The 16046-nt window shown below is 52.5% G+C and carries 11 protein-coding genes and 1 other annotated feature; of the genes, 9 read left to right on the top strand and 2 right to left on the bottom strand.

What is annotated here, in order from left to right; translation table 11 throughout:
• Positions 1–427: 427 nt before the first annotated feature.
• The 9 genes from C6362_RS04840 to C6362_RS04805 all read left to right on the top strand — a co-directional run bounded on the left by C6362_RS04840 (position 428) and on the right by C6362_RS04805 (position 13507).
• Positions 428–2305: a carbon starvation CstA family protein gene (locus tag C6362_RS04840; protein WP_014015630.1), complete on the top strand. Its 1878-nt coding sequence runs from the start codon at positions 428–430 to the stop codon at positions 2303–2305.
• Between the two features lie 475 nt (positions 2306–2780).
• On the top strand, positions 2781–4172 hold the full coding sequence (gene ltrA / locus C6362_RS04835; protein WP_198407942.1) for a group II intron reverse transcriptase/maturase: 1392 nt from the start codon (positions 2781–2783) through the stop codon (positions 4170–4172).
• 470 nt (positions 4173–4642) lie between these two features.
• Positions 4643–6520 (top strand): carbon starvation CstA family protein, encoded by a 1878-nt coding sequence (locus C6362_RS04830; protein ID WP_014015628.1) that lies wholly within the window; start codon positions 4643–4645, stop codon positions 6518–6520.
• Between the two features lie 388 nt (positions 6521–6908).
• Positions 6909–7150 (top strand) — a binding site (T-box leader).
• A 93-nt stretch (positions 7151–7243) separates the two neighbouring features.
• On the top strand, positions 7244–8254 hold the full coding sequence (gene ilvC / locus C6362_RS04825; RefSeq protein WP_014015626.1) for a ketol-acid reductoisomerase: 1011 nt from the start codon (positions 7244–7246) through the stop codon (positions 8252–8254).
• 132 nt (positions 8255–8386) lie between these two features.
• Positions 8387–10084 (top strand): biosynthetic-type acetolactate synthase large subunit, encoded by a 1698-nt coding sequence (gene ilvB, locus C6362_RS04820; protein WP_041647418.1) that lies wholly within the window; start codon positions 8387–8389, stop codon positions 10082–10084.
• A complete protein-coding gene (gene ilvN / locus C6362_RS04815) occupies positions 10084–10587 on the top strand; it encodes an acetolactate synthase small subunit (protein ID WP_014015624.1) in 504 nt (167 codons plus the stop codon). Before ilvB ends, ilvN begins: the two co-directional genes overlap by 1 nt.
• Before the next feature lie 239 nt (positions 10588–10826).
• On the top strand, positions 10827–11297 hold the full coding sequence (locus tag C6362_RS12105) for a hypothetical protein (protein ID WP_255411314.1): 471 nt from the start codon (positions 10827–10829) through the stop codon (positions 11295–11297).
• Between the two features lie 56 nt (positions 11298–11353).
• Positions 11354–12151: a hypothetical protein gene (locus C6362_RS12100; protein WP_255411313.1), complete on the top strand. Its 798-nt coding sequence runs from the start codon at positions 11354–11356 to the stop codon at positions 12149–12151.
• 6 nt (positions 12152–12157) lie between these two features.
• Positions 12158–13507: a sensor histidine kinase gene (locus C6362_RS04805; RefSeq protein WP_014015622.1), complete on the top strand. Its 1350-nt coding sequence runs from the start codon at positions 12158–12160 to the stop codon at positions 13505–13507.
• Between the two features lie 190 nt (positions 13508–13697).
• Here the strand turns inward: C6362_RS04805 and C6362_RS04800 are convergent, their stop codons facing one another.
• Together C6362_RS04800 and C6362_RS04795 are read right to left on the bottom strand one after the other, a co-directional pair.
• Positions 13698–14597 (bottom strand): radical SAM domain protein, encoded by a 900-nt coding sequence (locus tag C6362_RS04800; protein WP_014015621.1) that lies wholly within the window; start codon positions 14595–14597, stop codon positions 13698–13700.
• A 43-nt stretch (positions 14598–14640) separates the two neighbouring features.
• Positions 14641–16032, bottom strand: a complete 1392-nt coding sequence (locus C6362_RS04795) for an FAD-binding oxidoreductase (protein ID WP_014015620.1) — start codon at positions 16030–16032, stop codon at positions 14641–14643.
• Positions 16033–16046: the final 14 nt, after the last annotated feature.

The following is a 16046-nucleotide window of genomic DNA, read 5'->3' as shown; positions in this document are numbered from 1 at the left end:
AACCTCCTGTGATAATGGAAAAAGATGAGTTCAAATGCTATGGTTATTATAGCATTGTCCACTGTCCGTGGCTAGGGTAAAAGGTTTAACTTTTCGATTCGCAATACCTATGAAAAATCGCTATGTCGGTATTTATTTATATGACTTTTAGTAATTAAATACATCATTTAGTATGTAAACTAAGCATTTATCTCTATATATGGTATGAAAACGCTTACTATAACAAATTATAATTTAATAATGCATTTTGAGTTATAGTAAATCAGTATACTATGCTGGGTGTACATCTTGCAATTCAGAGAAAGTGCTCTATAATAAGGGAGCGTAATGTAGTGTATACCATTTCCAAGCATTGTACGTCGGTATCATTTTGTTTCATACGGAAAGGGTTGCACGCATACTATTTCTCAAAGGAGGTTCTTTTTGTATGAACGGTTTGTATCTCGTTATTATTTCAGCCTTAGTGTTCGTACTGGCTTACCGTTTTTACGGTGCGTTCATCGCTGCCAAAGTCTTGACGCTGAACCAGTACAAAGTCACACCGGCCTTCCGCTTTGAAGACGGTCACGACTACGTACCGACCAACAAGTACGTCGTCTTCGGCCATCACTTCGCCGCTATCGCCGGTGCGGGCCCGCTCGTAGGCCCGGTCATCGCCGCCCAGTTCGGTTATCTGCCCGGCGCCTTATGGATTCTCATCGGTGGTGTCCTCGCCGGTGCTGTCCATGACATGGTCATCCTCTTCTGCTCCATGCGTTACGATGGTAAATCCATCGCCGAAATCGCAAAAGCACAGATTGGCCAGAAGACAGGCGTTGCTACTTCCTTCGCCGTCCTCTTCCTGAATATCCTCTGCATGGCTGGTATGGCCGTCGTTATCGCCAACGCCCTGGCTAACAGCCCGTGGGGTACTTTCACCATCGGCATGACCATTCCTATCGCTATCTTCATCGGCCTCTACATGCAGTTCCTGCGTCCTGGCAAAATCAAGGAAGGCACCATCATCGGCGTTGTCCTCACCTTGCTGGCTGTCGTCGCTGGTCCTGCCGTCCAGGCTTCGCCGACGCTGGCTCCGCTGTTCACGATCAGCCACAACGGCATTTGCATTGCCTTGATCATCTACGGTTTCATCGCAGCTGCCCTTCCGGTATGGCTGCTCCTGGCTCCGCGTGATTACCTCTCTACGTACATGAAAATCGGTACTATCGGTGCCCTGGCTCTCGGCATCCTCATCGTAGGCCCGCAGATCCAGATGCCGGCAACGACGCAGTTCTGCGCTGGCGGCGGCCCGGTCATCACCGGTTCAGTCCTTCCGTACATCTTCGTCACCATCGCCTGCGGTGCTGTTTCTGGTTTCCATTCCATGATTTCCACCGGCACGACGCCGAAGATGCTCATGAACGAACGCTCTATCCTGCCTGTCGGCTATGGTGCTATGGTTACTGAATCCTTCGTCGCTATGATGGCTCTGATTGCAGCCTGCGCCCTCGTACCGAACGATTACTTCGCCATCAACTCTTCGGCTGCTCATTTCCAGGCCCTGGGCATCCAGGTCGTCGACCTGCCGCACCTGAACGAAATGGTCGGTGAAAACGTTGCTCATCGTCCGGGCGGTGCTGTTTCCCTGGCTGTCGGCATGGCTTACATCTTCTCCAACCTGCCTGGCCTCGACCATCTCATGAACTACTGGTATCATTTCTGCATCATGTTTGAAGCCCTCTTCATCATGACCATCATCGATGCCGGTACCCGTGTCGGCCGTTATATGCTCCAGGAACTCGTCGGCCACGTATGGCCGAAATTCGGTGACCCGAACTGGAAACCGGGCGCTATCGTAGCCTCGGCTTTGATCTGCGCAGCATGGGGTTACCTCGTATTGAATGGCAACTTGTCCACCATCTGGCCGATCTTCGGTGTATCCAACCAGCTGCTGGCCATCATCGCCCTCTCCATTTCGTCGGTTGTCATCTGCTCCATGGGCAAAGCCCGTTACCTCTGGGTTACAGGTCTTCCCTGGGCTTTCCTGATGGTCATGATTTTCTGGGCTGACTTCCTGAACATCTTTGAAATCTATCTGCCGAAAGGCGAATGGACGATGTTCACAGTCTCCATCATCATGGCTGTCCTGGTCATCATCGTAGCTATCGGTGCTATCCGTAGATGCATCTACCTGGCTAAGACCGTACCGGCCAGCTATGACACGACAGAAACTGTCGAAGCAGAAGAACTCAAACATCTCCAGGAACTCGTTAAGACGGATAAAGCCGCTCAGCGTTTCCAGGAACTGACGATTGCTCATCACTAAGAGCGAGTATAAAAAGGCTTGTCGCGTATGCGGCAAGCCTTTTTTAGGTGCGCCCGGCATGGGCGCACTCTAATGGGTGAAAGTCCCTAAGCCGCCCGGTAGCGGGAAGGCTATAGCCAGAACCAAGGGTGTCCATCGTGAGATGGAATCTGAAGGAAGGTCGAGGCAAATCTCTGGTCTGACGAACAGAAATCACATAAGGCTAGTCATGGGGATAAGGCCGCCTAACAGGTTGAAGTCCCATAGCTACACGGAACCATGAATAGTAGATGTGGCAGACACATGGAGAGAAAGAGTGCGTTCTTACCCGGGGAGGCCTCATGGACATGATGGTGCCATATAGATTGGACATCATGGTTGAAATAAGATTTATCATGAGGAGTCAGCCGAGGCCATAGTACCTTATGGGCTATAGACCATGAGGAAAGGGCCGAATCCTAGGAGATGTTAGTTAATGAAAGTAACCAATCATGGAATGAAAGACAGAAAACTTCATCAAGAAGGCTGTCCACAAAAAGAGGTTGCGGAACAACCGGGATATGTGGAAGCGTCTGCCCATGCGAGGATTGCTGAACACAACGACATCATTGCAAGCTTGCCAGCGGACAGTCTGTTGAAGCAGATTTTATCACGAGACAACTTAAATGGTGCCTATAAGAAGGTAAAGTCTAATCGAGGAACCGGCGGGGTCGACAGGATGAGTGTAGATGAACTTCTACCCTACCTGCGGGAACATCGCCTGGACCTCCTTCAGCAAATACGGAATGGGAAATATAAGCCCCAGCCAGTCCGTCGGGTTGAAATACCCAAAGAGGAAAAAGGGAAATTCCGGAAATTAGGAATCCCTACGGTCGTAGACCGCATGATACAACAGGCGATTACGCAGGTTCTTGTGCCTATCTACGAGCCACAGTTTTCAGATAGCAGTTTCGGGTTCCGTCCCAAACGGGGCGCCCACGATGCGTTGAAACAATGCCAGGCCTATGCAGATGAGGGCTATGTCTACGTCGTAGACATGGACTTGGAGAAATTTTTCGACAATGTCTGCCAAAGCAAATTGATAGAAGTTCTGTCAAGGAGCGTAAAAGACGGCCGGGTCATCTCGCTGATACACCAATATCTCCATGCTGGTGTTATCCGGCATGGGATGTTCGAACGAAGTGAACAGGGGGTTCCCCAAGGAGGGCCATTGAGTCCGCTCTTGAGTAACATCATGCTGAATGAGCTGGATAAGGAGCTGGAACGGCGCGGACATAAATTTGTCCGCTATGCAGATGACTGCATGATACTCTGCAAAAGCAGAAGAAGTGCCGAAAGGACCTTGGAAAGCATCACTCGATATATTGAGAAGAAATTATTTCTCAAGGTGAATCGAAATAAGACGCACGTAGCCCACATCCGCTATGTTAAATATCTGGGATATGGCTTCTACCGAAAGAATGGAAAATGCCGACTCCGGGTGCATCCGAAATCCATTACTAAGATGAAAGACCGTTTGCGGTTTATATTGAAACGAAGCAATGGAAAAGGAAACGAAGTGAGAGCCCTTCTATTGAAACGATTCATAAAGGGATGGGTGAATTACTTTAAACTAGCGAATATGAAGGAACTGCTAATTCAAATTGACAGATGGATTCGACGCAAAATACGAACCATATACTGGAAACAATGGAAGAAGGTACGGACGAAACACCGGATGATAAGCCAATACGGCGCGCCCAAGTGGGTAGTGTTGGAAATGGCTAACTGCCGAAAAGGTCCGTGGCGAGCAGCGGCAATGCTGAACTCAGTTCTTACGAATAAAGAAATAGCCCGCCTTGGCTACATAACCATGACGAGCTATTACAAGCAAGTATGCGAAAACTAGGAAACCGCCGTGTACCGAACGGTACGCACGGTGGTGTGAGAGGTCGGGATTTCTACTCAGAAATCCCTCCTACTCGATTGGCTAGTGGCTAGTGGCTAGTGGCTAGTGGCTAGTGCGAGAGCCCCTACGAGCCACGAACCACGAATCATGAGCCGCTGGCAATAATGCATAAAGGGCATTATTGCCCATTGATAATATATTCAAAATGCCCTTTACGCAAGGAAAACAGCTATTTTATAACGTTCCATTATATTTATTATGAATTTTATTCATGATATTTATGTAATCTTTACTATAAGTAACTTGAATTTTCCCTTCCTTTGTCCTATAGTAAATGTATAAGTACAGTGTATACTTTATTTCTCGTGCGATACACAATTCATATTATACCCATAAGGAATAAGTATAGCTTCGGATCCGTGGGAAGTAGAGTAACCCTACACACAATTTTATAAAGGAGGGATTGTTTTATGAATGGTTTGTATTTAGTTATCATCTCTGCATTAGTATTCGTACTGGCCTACCGTTTCTATGGCGCTTTCATTGCCGCCAAAGTCTTGACGGTCAACCAGTACAAGGTCACACCGGCCTTCCGCTTCGAAGACGGTCACGACTACGTGCCGACCAATAAGTACGTCGTCTTCGGCCATCACTTCGCCGCTATCGCCGGTGCCGGCCCGCTCGTAGGCCCGGTCATTGCCGCTCAGTTCGGTTATCTGCCCGGCGCCTTATGGATTCTCATCGGTGGGGTCCTCGCCGGTGCCGTCCACGACATGGTCATCCTCTTCTGCTCCATGCGTTATGATGGCAAGTCCATCGCTGAAATCGCAAAAGCCCAAATCGGTGACAAAACTGGTCTGGCAACGTCCTTTGCCGTCTTGTTCCTCAACATCCTGGCCATGGCCGGCATGGCCGTCGTCATCGTCAACGCCCTGCACGACAGCCCTTGGGGTACATTTACGATCGGCATGACCATCCCTATCGCCATCTTCATCGGCCTCTACATGCAGTTCCTGCGTCCTGGCCGCATTAAAGAAGGCACCATCATCGGTGTCGCCCTGACTTTGCTGGCCGTCGTCCTTGGCCCGGCCGTCCAGGCTTCGCCGACGCTGGCACCGCTGTTTACGATCAGCGCCAAAGGCATTTCCATCGCCCTCATCATTTACGGCTTCGTAGCTGCCGCCCTTCCGGTATGGCTGCTCCTGGCTCCCCGTGATTATCTTTCGACATACATGAAGATTGGTACCATCGGCGCCCTGGCCATCGGCATCATCATCGTCGGCCCGACAGTCCAGATGCCGGCTATCACCCAGTTCTGCGCTGGCGGCGGCCCGGTCATCACCGGCCCTGTCCTGCCGTATATCTTCATCACCATCGCCTGCGGTGCTGTTTCCGGCTTCCACTGCATGATTTCTACCGGCACGACGCCGAAGATGCTCATGAACGAACGCTCCATCCTGCCTGTTGGCTACGGCGCTATGCTGACGGAATCCTTCGTCGGCATGATGGCTCTGATCGCAGCCTGCTCGCTCGTACCGAACGACTATTTCGCTATCAACTCGTCGGCTGAACATTTCCAGGCCCTGGGCATCCAGGTCGTCGACCTGCCCCAGCTGAATGCCATGGTCGGTGAAAACGTCGCCCATCGTCCTGGCGGTGCCGTTTCCCTGGCTGTCGGCATGGCCTTCATCTTCTCCAACATCCCTGGCCTCGACCACCTCATGAACTACTGGTATCACTTCTGCATCATGTTTGAAGCCCTGTTCATCATGACCATCATCGATGCGGGTACCCGTGTTGGCCGTTACATGCTCCAGGAACTCATTGGCCGCGTATGGCCGAAGTTCGGCGATCCCCATTGGCTGCCTGGCGCTATCATCGCATCGGCTCTGATTTCCGGCGCATGGGGTTACATCGTCCTCCAAGGGAACTTGTCCACTATCTGGCCTATCTTCGGGGTATCCAACCAGCTGCTGGCCATCATCACCCTGGCCATCTCGACAGTTGTCATCTGCTCCATGGGTAAAGCCCGCTTTGCCTGGGTCACCATCATCCCCTGGGCTTTCCTGACCGTCGTTATCTTCTGGGCTGATTACCTCAACATGTTCAACATCTACCTGCCCAAGCAGGAATGGCTCCTCTTCATCGTATCGGCTATCATGGCACTCCTGGTCATCATCGTCAGCATCTCCTCCATCAGAAGATGCCTGTACCTGGCTAAGACCGTACCGCCTAGCTACGATACAACTGAAACCGTAGAAGCAGAAGAACTGAAACACCTGGAAGAACTCATCAAGACCGACCCGGTCGCCAAACGCTTCAAAGAACTTACAGTTGATCATCATTAGAAAAAAGGCTTGTCGCACAGCGGCAAGCCCTTTTTGAGTTTGAAGTTTGAAGTTGAAAGTTTGATGTGGAGGGGACAAAATTTAAAAGCCATCGCCTCAAACATCATACATCAAACCTCAAACATTTAAGAAAAAGGGCCCTTGCATGATGGCAGAAGCCTTCGTGCGACAACCCCTTTTTAGGTTGTTCGTTGTTCGTTGTTCGTGGCTAGGGGCTAGGGGTTAGGGGCTGACTGCTAATCCCTAACTGCTAAAACGTCTTGCCTAATCATTTAACGTTTAACCTGTTTTATTTTTAAAATTTTATTGCAATATGTCTTGACATCGGTCTCCAAATTGCGTACAATGTGTTCAAGCTTCAAGGAACAAACCGTGAAGCGAAATATTTGTAAATCTAATGACGAGAGAAAGTAGTCTGGACCATTGCTTTCCAGAGAGCTGGCGGCCGGTGCGAGCCAGTACGGTGATACAGATGAAGCTCCTCTCCGAAGATCGACGCTGAACTTTATTAGGCGCCGACGGCATTTCACCGTTACCAGAAACGCGTATGTTGGTACGTTGTAGAGAGTCCGGCTGCAGTAATGCACCGGGAATCAGGGTGGTATCGCGGAATTATACTCCGTCCCTTACAGAAGGGGCGGAGTTTTTTTGTTGGCCTCTTTTGACAAATCTCTAAATCCCAACGATAAAATTTTTATTTTATTCCAAAGGAGATATGTTATCATGGCAAAAGTATTTTATGATCAGGATGTAAACTGGGATGTAATGAAAGGCAAAAAAGTCGCAATCATCGGTTATGGCAGCCAGGGCCATGCCCATGCGTTGAACCTCAAAGACAGCGGCATCGACGTCGTCGTCGGCTTGTATGAAGGCAGCAAATCCATCGCTAAAGCCAAAGAAGCCGGCCTTGAAGTTAAATCCGTTCCTGAAGCTGTAAAAGACGCAGATATCACGATGATCTTGATTCCGGACGAAAAACAGGCTGACGTCTATGCAAATGAAATCGCTCCGAACTTGAAAGACGGCAGCGCTCTTGCTTTTGCTCACGGCTTCAACGTCCACTTCAAACAGATCGTTCCTCCTTCCACAGTCGACGTCTTCATGGTCGCTCCGAAAGGCCCGGGCCACCTCGTTCGCCGTACTTTCACAGAAGGCGGCGGTGTTCCTGACGTATTCGCTGTCGAACAGGACGCTACAGGCAAAGCTTTCGACATCGCTTTGGCTTACGCCCGCGGCATCGGTGGTACCCGTGCCGGCGTCATCCAGACGACCTTCCAGGAAGAAACGGAAACAGACCTCTTCGGTGAACAGGCAGTCCTCTGCGGCGGCATTTGCCAGCTCATCACCAACGGTTTCGAAACCCTCTGCGAAGCTGGTTACCAGCCGGAAATCGCTTACTTCGAAACCTTCCATGAAATGAAATTGATCGTCGACCTCATGTATGAAGGCGGCATGGCCAAGATGCGTAAATCCATCAGCGACACGGCTGAATACGGCGACTACACCGCTGGTCCGCGCGTCATCACCCAGGATTCCAAGAAAGCCATGAAAGACGTCTTGACCGACATCCAGACCGGTGCTTTCGCTAAAGATTGGCTCCTGGAAAACAAAGCCGGCGGCCGCGCTCACTTCCTCGCTATGCGCCGTCAGCACGCTGAACATCCGATTGAAAAAGTCGGCGCTAAACTCCGCGACATGATGCCGTGGCTCCACAACAACGACCAGAACGACTAAGACATAGTTTGAAGTTTGATGTTTGGAGTTTGAAGTAAGTTTCAACATCAAACTTCAAGCATCAAACTCAAGAATATAATTGATAGTAATTAACTTTTCTGCAAGTATGAGTAAGGCTAGAGGTGAATGATGATGAGAATGACAGGGGCAAGGGCTGTGTTGGAATGTTTGAAGCGGGAAGGCGTCGACGTCGTCTTCGGCTATCCCGGAGGGGCTATCCTGCCGCTATACGAAGAAATGTATAAAGACAACTTCCGGCACATCCTTACCGGTCATGAACAAGGTGCGGTCCACGCTGCCGACGGTTACGCCCGCGTTACCGGCCGGCCCGGCGTCTGCATCGCCACCTCCGGGCCTGGGATCTGCAACATGGTTACAGGCATTGCCACAGCCAATATGGATTCTATCCCCATGGTCATCATCAGCGGCCAGGTCCCGACGAACCTCATCGGGCGCGACTCCTTCCAGGAAGCCGATATTTCCGGGATCACGTCGCCCATTACCAAGCACAATTACTTGGTCAAGAACGCCGCGTCTATCCCGCGGGTCCTGAAAGAAGCCTTTTACATTGCGTCGACAGGCCGTCCCGGACCTGTCCTCATCGACATCGCCAAGGATGCCCTGGAAGCAGAAATCGACTTCGAGTATCCCGATACGGTCCACCTGCCCGGATACAGAGTAGAAAGCAAAGGGCAGACCTATGACATAGACCGGGCCGTCGCCATGATCCGCAACAGCCAGAAACCGGTCTTCCTCGTCGGCGGCGGCGTCATCTTGTCGGAAACGACGAAGTATCTCGAAGACATCGTCGATACGACAAAGATTCCCGTCGTCACGACCCTCATGGGCAAAGGGGCCCTGCCAGACTCCCATCCGCTCCACTTGGGAATGGGCGGTATGCACGGCGCTTACGCATCGAACAAAGCCATTTCCGGCTGCGACCTGCTCATCGCTTTAGGCGCCCGCTTTGACGAACGCCTGACCAGCCGGGCCGATACGTTCGCCCCCAATGCCCAGATCATCCATTTTGAAATCGATGATGTCGAAATCGACAAGATCATCGACATCGACTTAGGCGTCAAAGGCGACCTCCGCTGGTCCCTGCCTATTTTCGCTCAGAAATTGAAAGAAGGCTCCTTCGATTACGAAACGGCCTTCTCTGAATGGCGTCAGCACGTCCTGATCCTGAAGAAAGACCACCCCTTCGCGACGCCGCCGCGTCCAGGCTGCATTTCACCCCAGTCAATTTTCGCCGCCGTCCGGGCCATTACCCGCGATGACGACACCGTAGCCATTACCGACGTCGGCCAGCATCAGATGTGGGCCGCCCAATTCTTCACGACAGACGAGCCGAAGCACTTCATCACTTCTGGCGGACTGGGCACGATGGGCTTCGGCCTGCCAGCTGCGGCAGGAGCTAAAGTCGCCTGTCCTGACAAAACAGTCGTCCTCTTTTCCGGTGACGGCAGCATCCTCATGAATTGCCAGGAATTTGCGACGTTATCCCAGTACGACATCGACGTCAAGGTCATCGTCTTGCACAACGATACGCTGGGCATGATCGTCCAGCTCCAGGACTTCTTCTACAACCAGCATTATTCCCAATGCCGGCTCAATAAGAAAAAGGATTTGCCTATGCTCGCCGAATCGATGGGGGTCAAAGGGTACCACATTGAAAAACAGGATGAGTTAATCCCCATCCTAATCGAGGCTTTCGCCCACCAGGGGCCGGCCTTGATTGATATCCGCATCTCTAAGGACGAACGGGTCTACCCGACCGTTCCTGGCGGCAAAGCACTGAGTGACATGATTTTAGGAGGTGACGCCTGATGAGGAAACAGCATCTGGCTATTTTGTCCGACAACAAACCGGGCGTATTGACACATATTGCCGGCCTGATCAGCCGTAAGGCCATCAACATCGAATCGTTGACCGTCGGTTATACGGAAGAACCGGATGTGTCACGCTTCAACATCGTCATCAGCATCGAAGACGACAAAGAATTGAAGCAGACCATCAGCCAGCTGGCCAAGCTCATCGACGTCATCAAGATCATCAACCTCGATGAAGCACCCTTCATCAGCTACGAACTGGCCATGATCAAGGTCCGTTATGATACGCCGCAGGTCCGCGACGAACTGGCGAGCCTGGCCAATCTGTTCCACGCCAAAGTCGTCGACGTAAACCTAAATTCACTCATCCTCCGCGTCACAGGGCGCGAAGACCACGTCAATGCCCTCATCAATGTCTTGACTCCTTATGAAATATTAGAAATCGCCCGGACCGGGACCATTTCCCTCTCACGAGGACTCGTCCCCGTCAAGGCGATGTGAAAAAAGAGGCTGCCGCATCTGCGGCGCCTCTTTTTTCCGTAGGGGCGCCCACGTGGGGCGCCCGTCCACACAAATCGGCCACGGGATTCTTACATATGACCGGCGGGCTCGCCACGTGCGAGCCCCTACAAACTACAAATTATAATGCACCTTACCAGAAACACCCATGCGCCATTTTCATCAAATATGCTATAATAAGATATCGCATATTTGATGAAAATGGAAAGGAAGTGAGGCGCATGTCAGCTATCGTATTGACGACGGCTTCTTTTTTATTATCCATTTTACCGCCGACGTGTATACAATACCTCGCTTTCCGGCCGATTTTGCAGGAGCCGCAAAAAAGCCGTGTGTGGCGCAGTTACGCAGCTATCTTCGTAGCTGAAATCGTCCTTTTCCTGGCCTTTTTCCAAACAGGCTGGCTGGAATTCCGCTTCTTATCGTACAAGAAGCTCCTCCTGTCTTACTGGATTCCTTATTTTCTGGCTTTTTCCTTGATTTCCCGTCCCTATGCCTATCAGAACCTGTTTGTCGCCGGCATGCAGGGCATCTACACGACGACTATTCACGCCGTATTGATGAATCTGACGCTGCTCGTCATTCCACGCAGCGCTTTCTTTGCCCATCTGCCCATTTATCTGATACTGTACACAGCCTTATATGTCCTTTTTTCCCCCTTGCTGCTGATTTTCTTCGACCGCAATTCCTGAAATACCGTTCGCTCCCATTACTCGCCTTTTGGAAATATGCCGCCTGGCTTCCCATCTTGCTGAGCATGTACACTGGCGCCTTGTCCCTCAAAGACGGGCCGCTGGCCCATGAATACCTCATTCCCCGCGTCTTCCATATCTTAGCGGGCCTATTCATCGCCATCATCATCTACAAGGGGATGAAACTCATTGCCCATCAGGTCGACTTGCAGCGCAAGAACCATTTACTGGCCGCCCAGATGGATGCCTTGAGCAATTATACGAGTCTCTTGCAGGACGCCCAGAAGCGCATGTCCATCTTCCGCCACGACAGCCGCCACCAGCTGCGGCTGCTTTCGGAACTCATTGGCCAGGGAGATGAGAAGGCGGCACTGGCCTTTTTAAAAAGTATCGATACAGAACTCGCCCAGACCCAGCTGCAGCAGTGGACGAAAAATAAAGCCATCAACACGGCGGTCACACCGGGCCTGGAAAAGCTGAAGATTGCCGGCGCAAAGATCATAGCCGACCTGCCCTTCCCCCAGTCTCTGCCGTTTGAAATAGACTTGGGCCATATCCTGGCTAAAGCCCTCAACCTATCGGCCCAGATTCTCTTATCCCTGCCCAAAGACCAGCGCCTGCTCATCATCGGCGCTACGCCGATACACCAGGGACTGCTGGTGTACGTCAAACACCAAGTACCTCCGGAAATCCCCGACAATAAGCCAGACCTTCTCCGGGAAGAACTGTATGGTCAGCTCGTTCCGGACCTCAATGCCTTTTCCCTGACCTATGAGGCTACCTTCCGTTATGACCTCCATGAACACCTGGCCAGCCTGTACATAACGATACCCTATCAAATGGATGGGAAGTGATCTGCCATGCTTTACAATATTCTTACTGTTTTCCTGATGACGACGGCTCTCATGCCGCCAGCCATGCTCCAATATTATGCCTTTGAGCCCTTGCTGTCCCAGACGCAGAAAATCCGCGTCCTGGGCGGATATGCCACCCTGTATCTCATCGAGCTCCTCTTCTTCCTCTACATGTTCATCTGGGGGCCCTGGGACCACAGCTTCACCCTATACAAAAAGATTTTCGTCGTCGCCTGGATTCCCCACTTTCTCTGGGCTATCGCAACCATCCGGCCCTATTTATTCCGCCATCTCTACGTCTTTTCCATCCGTGCGGCCTGCACCATTCTCATCCATACCCTGTCTGCCTTGATTCTCCTGGCCCTGTTCCACGACCCGGGCAGCCGTCCCATCCTGCCATCCCTGATATACCCGGCGCAATGGCTGTTCTATATTCTCTGCTACCTGGCCCTGCTTCCGGTCCTGCGCCAATATTTCAACGAAGTCTTCGTAAAATATCGCTATTTGACGACTCACAAATACTGGAAATATATCAGCATGCTGCCGCTGTTCCTGCTGCTGGACATGTACTTCATCCTGGCCCATACGGAGGACCTCATCATGGACCAGATGCTCCTGCTCAGGATGATTCTCCTCCTGGCCCTGATCATCATCGCCGTCAGTATCCGTGTCGGCCTCCGGCAGGCAGACCGAACCTTGAAGATGTATGAACGCGTAGAGAATATGACCGCCCAGATTGAGGCCAGCCGCGACTACACTCATTCCCTGCTTAATTCGCAAGATCAATTAAAGGCCTTCTACGATAGCCGCAAAGCCTACCTGGATAAATTGGAAGGGCTCATTTCATCCCACCAGCCCCAAGAAGCCCTGCAGTTCATCAAGGAAATCGGCACCCAGTTGGATCAGACCAAGCGAAAACAATATTGTCAGAATCCCTTGGTCAACGCTGCCTTGTCGACGTATCTGGCCAAGGCAGAAGCCCTGCACATTCCCATTACGGTCAAAGCCGTCATCCCCAAGGAAAACGCAGCCCTCAGCTCCGACCTTGCCATCGTCTTGTCGAACCTCATCGAAAACGCCATCCATGCCAGCGAAAAGCAGCCTGACAGCCACCGCGCCCTATCCTTGCTTACCCTCTGCCAAGGCGATGTCCTCAACATCTGGGTCAAGAACCGCTTCGACGGGACCGTAACCTTCGATGAAGACGGTCTGCCGACGACACAGGCCAAAGGGCACGGCATCGGCATGAAATCGCTGGGCCACTTCCGCGACACTTATGATGCCAGCGTCCTTTGTACCTGTGAAGACGGCTGGTTCTCTACGTACATCCGCGTCCCCTGGGGCGGCGCAGCATGAAAAATTTCTCTGCCATCGGGCAATCCATTTTATCATGTCGTTTGTCGTGGGTCGTTCATCGTTTGTCGTGAAGGTTTGATTTTTGTAGGGGCGACCGTGTGGGGCGCCCGCGCGAATCTCGTGAATAGCCTCATCCTGTATTTGCGCGAAATTTCGACGAACGACGAACGCCAAACGAACTACAAAACGCCTACACCCCCGTCCCGTCGAAGGCGGGGATGAAAGCTTCGCTGGCGCTGTCTTTTTCCTGGACGAAGCCGTCTTCGATGCCGCTGTCGAAGAGGTACTGTTCCGCTTCGTCGTATTCTTCGTCCGTCAGGCGCCGATTGATCTCCGGATAGTCCGCAGCCCGACCGCAGGGCACGTACTGGCGCATTAAACTGAATAAGACCTGGCCGTCATCGAAGTGGTCCCGCACCCAGTCGATGACGGCTTTTGTATTGTCCAGGCAGCCCGGTAAAATGAGGTGACGGATGACGACGCCCTTCTGGAGGAGGCCGTCATCGTCCAGTTCGTAAGGGCCAATCTGGTCGTACATATGAAGGATGGCTTCCGCTGCGACCTGGGGATAATCTTCAGCCGCACTGTAGCGCTTAGCCAGGGCCGGATCGAGGTATTTCAAATCGGGCAGATAAATCTGGACCTTGCCCTTGAAAGCGTCGATGGTCGCTGTCGTTTCATAGCCGCCGCAGTTGTAGACAACAGGCACGGTCAGGGGCTCTGCCAGACTTTCGAGGATGGCCTTCTTGTACGGCGTCGGCGTGACGAGGTTGATGTTATGGGCGCCCTTTTCGATGAGCTCGCCGTAGATATCCCGCAGGCGCGCCGCCGTAATCGGCACGCCCGTACCGCCCATGGAAATCGTCGTATTCTGGCAAAAACAGCAGCGCAGATTGCAGCCTGTAAAAAAGACGGCTCCCGAACCGCGGGAACCGCTGATGCACGGCTCTTCCCACTCATGCAGGGCCGCCCGGGCCACAACAGGCTGGAGCGGACTGTGGCAAAAACCGGGCAGTACCTGTCCTTCCTGCCGCACTTCTGCCCGCACGACGCCGCACTGGCGCGGACAGTCATTACAAATATATTCCATTTGATTTCCCTCCTACATGCATTTATGTTGGGCTTTTTCATTTTTAGAACAATTTCCCAGGATTCAAGATACATTTAGGATCCCAAGCTTTTTTCAGGGCCTTCATCAATTCCAGGGCCACGGGGTCTGTGTATTTGGCGAAGAGGGCTTTGCGGGACTGGCCGATGCCGTGTTCACCGGAGATGGCGCCGCCCATTTCGTAGACAGCCGCGCAGGCCTGGTCTTCGAAAGCTGTGATTTTTGCCTTTTCATCGGCTTCGTCGGCAAAGCCCCGGCGCAGGACGTCGAGGTGGATATTGCCGTCGCCGGCGTGGCTGACGCCACGGAAGACGACGCCCGTCTGCGCGCCGATAGCTTTCAGCGACTGCAGAAGGTCTTCCAGCTTATCCGGCGGCACGACAAAATCTTCCATGGCCGCTACCGGGCATTCCGCTGCCGACGCTTCCGTAAAGGCCTTTCTCGCCTTCCAGACCTTGTCGGCATCGGCCATGAAGACTTCCACGGCACCGAGGCTGCGGCAGAGTTCATCAGCCGTGACGCAGTCTTCATCGAGGGTATCTTCGTTCTTGCCATCGAGCTGGATAATCATATAGGCGCCGCCCTCTGGACAGGGCTGCTTTTCCTTGAGCCAGTCCTGGACGACGGCGATGACGTCATAATCCATAAATTCCAGGCACGTCGGCGTGATACCGGCTTTCGGCAGGGCCGTGACCAGGGAAAGGGCCTTTGCAGGCGCCGGGAAGACAGCCAGGAGATTGGCCGTGCACGGCGGCAAAGGCACGAGTCTCAGCGTCAGCTTGGTGATGATGCCCAGCGTCCCTTCGGAACCGATGACGATTTTTTCCAAAGGATAACCGGCAGTCATCTTGTGCAGGCGCTTGCCGAGATGGGCGATTTTCCCTGTCGGCGTGACGACTTCAATGGCATAGATTTGATCCCGCGTCGTCCCGTATTTGACGGCCCGGTTGCCGCCGGCATTGGTCGCCCCGTTGCCGCCGATACAGCAGCAGTCGCCGCTGCAAGGGTCGCCGGCATAGAGCAGTCCCCGCTTGCGGGCTTCTTCCTGGATGACAGCCGTAATGACACCGGCTTCGACAGTCATATACATGGCGTCTTCATTGATTTCCAAGATGCGGTCCATCCGTTCCGTACTGACCATGATGCCGCCGCGGCTATCGGCAACGGCACCGCCTTCCAGGCCCGTCCCGGTCCCCCTGGGAATGAGGGGGATGACAACGTCATTGGCCAGGCGGACTACGGCCGCCAGTTCTTCTGTCGTCGCCGGCAAGACGACGACATCGGGCAGACAAGGCTGGCCCGTCCCTTCATCCTGACCGTAGGGAATCCGTTTATCCCTTTCGGTCCAGACATATTTCTCACCGACAATCTGCTGCAAAGCCGCTACGACTTCCGGCGTTACCTGATTATACTCCATGACTCACTTCTTTC

It is taken from the genome of Megasphaera elsdenii DSM 20460 (assembly GCF_003010495.1).
Taxonomy (GTDB): domain Bacteria; phylum Bacillota; class Negativicutes; order Veillonellales; family Megasphaeraceae; genus Megasphaera; species Megasphaera elsdenii.
This window is presented reverse-complemented; position numbering and strand designations above follow the sequence as displayed.

Bases quoted from the DNA above. Each gene is read 5' to 3' on its own strand.
- C6362_RS04840 (WP_014015630.1), top strand. From the start codon at position 428: ATGAACGGTTTGTATCTCGTTATTATTTCAGCCTTAGTGTTCGTACTG.
- ltrA (WP_198407942.1), top strand. From the start codon at position 2,781: ATGAAAGACAGAAAACTTCATCAAGAAGGCTGTCCACAAAAAGAGGTT.
- C6362_RS04830 (WP_014015628.1), top strand. From the start codon at position 4,643: ATGAATGGTTTGTATTTAGTTATCATCTCTGCATTAGTATTCGTACTG.
- ilvC (WP_014015626.1), top strand. From the start codon at position 7,244: ATGGCAAAAGTATTTTATGATCAGGATGTAAACTGGGATGTAATGAAA.
- ilvB (WP_041647418.1), top strand. From the start codon at position 8,387: ATGAGAATGACAGGGGCAAGGGCTGTGTTGGAATGTTTGAAGCGGGAA.
- ilvN (WP_014015624.1), top strand. From the start codon at position 10,084: ATGAGGAAACAGCATCTGGCTATTTTGTCCGACAACAAACCGGGCGTA.
- C6362_RS12105 (WP_255411314.1), top strand. From the start codon at position 10,827: ATGTCAGCTATCGTATTGACGACGGCTTCTTTTTTATTATCCATTTTA.
- C6362_RS04805 (WP_014015622.1), top strand. From the start codon at position 12,158: ATGCTTTACAATATTCTTACTGTTTTCCTGATGACGACGGCTCTCATG.
- C6362_RS04800 (WP_014015621.1), bottom strand. From the start codon at position 14,597: ATGGAATATATTTGTAATGACTGTCCGCGCCAGTGCGGCGTCGTGCGG.
- C6362_RS04795 (WP_014015620.1), bottom strand. From the start codon at position 16,032: ATGGAGTATAATCAGGTAACGCCGGAAGTCGTAGCGGCTTTGCAGCAG.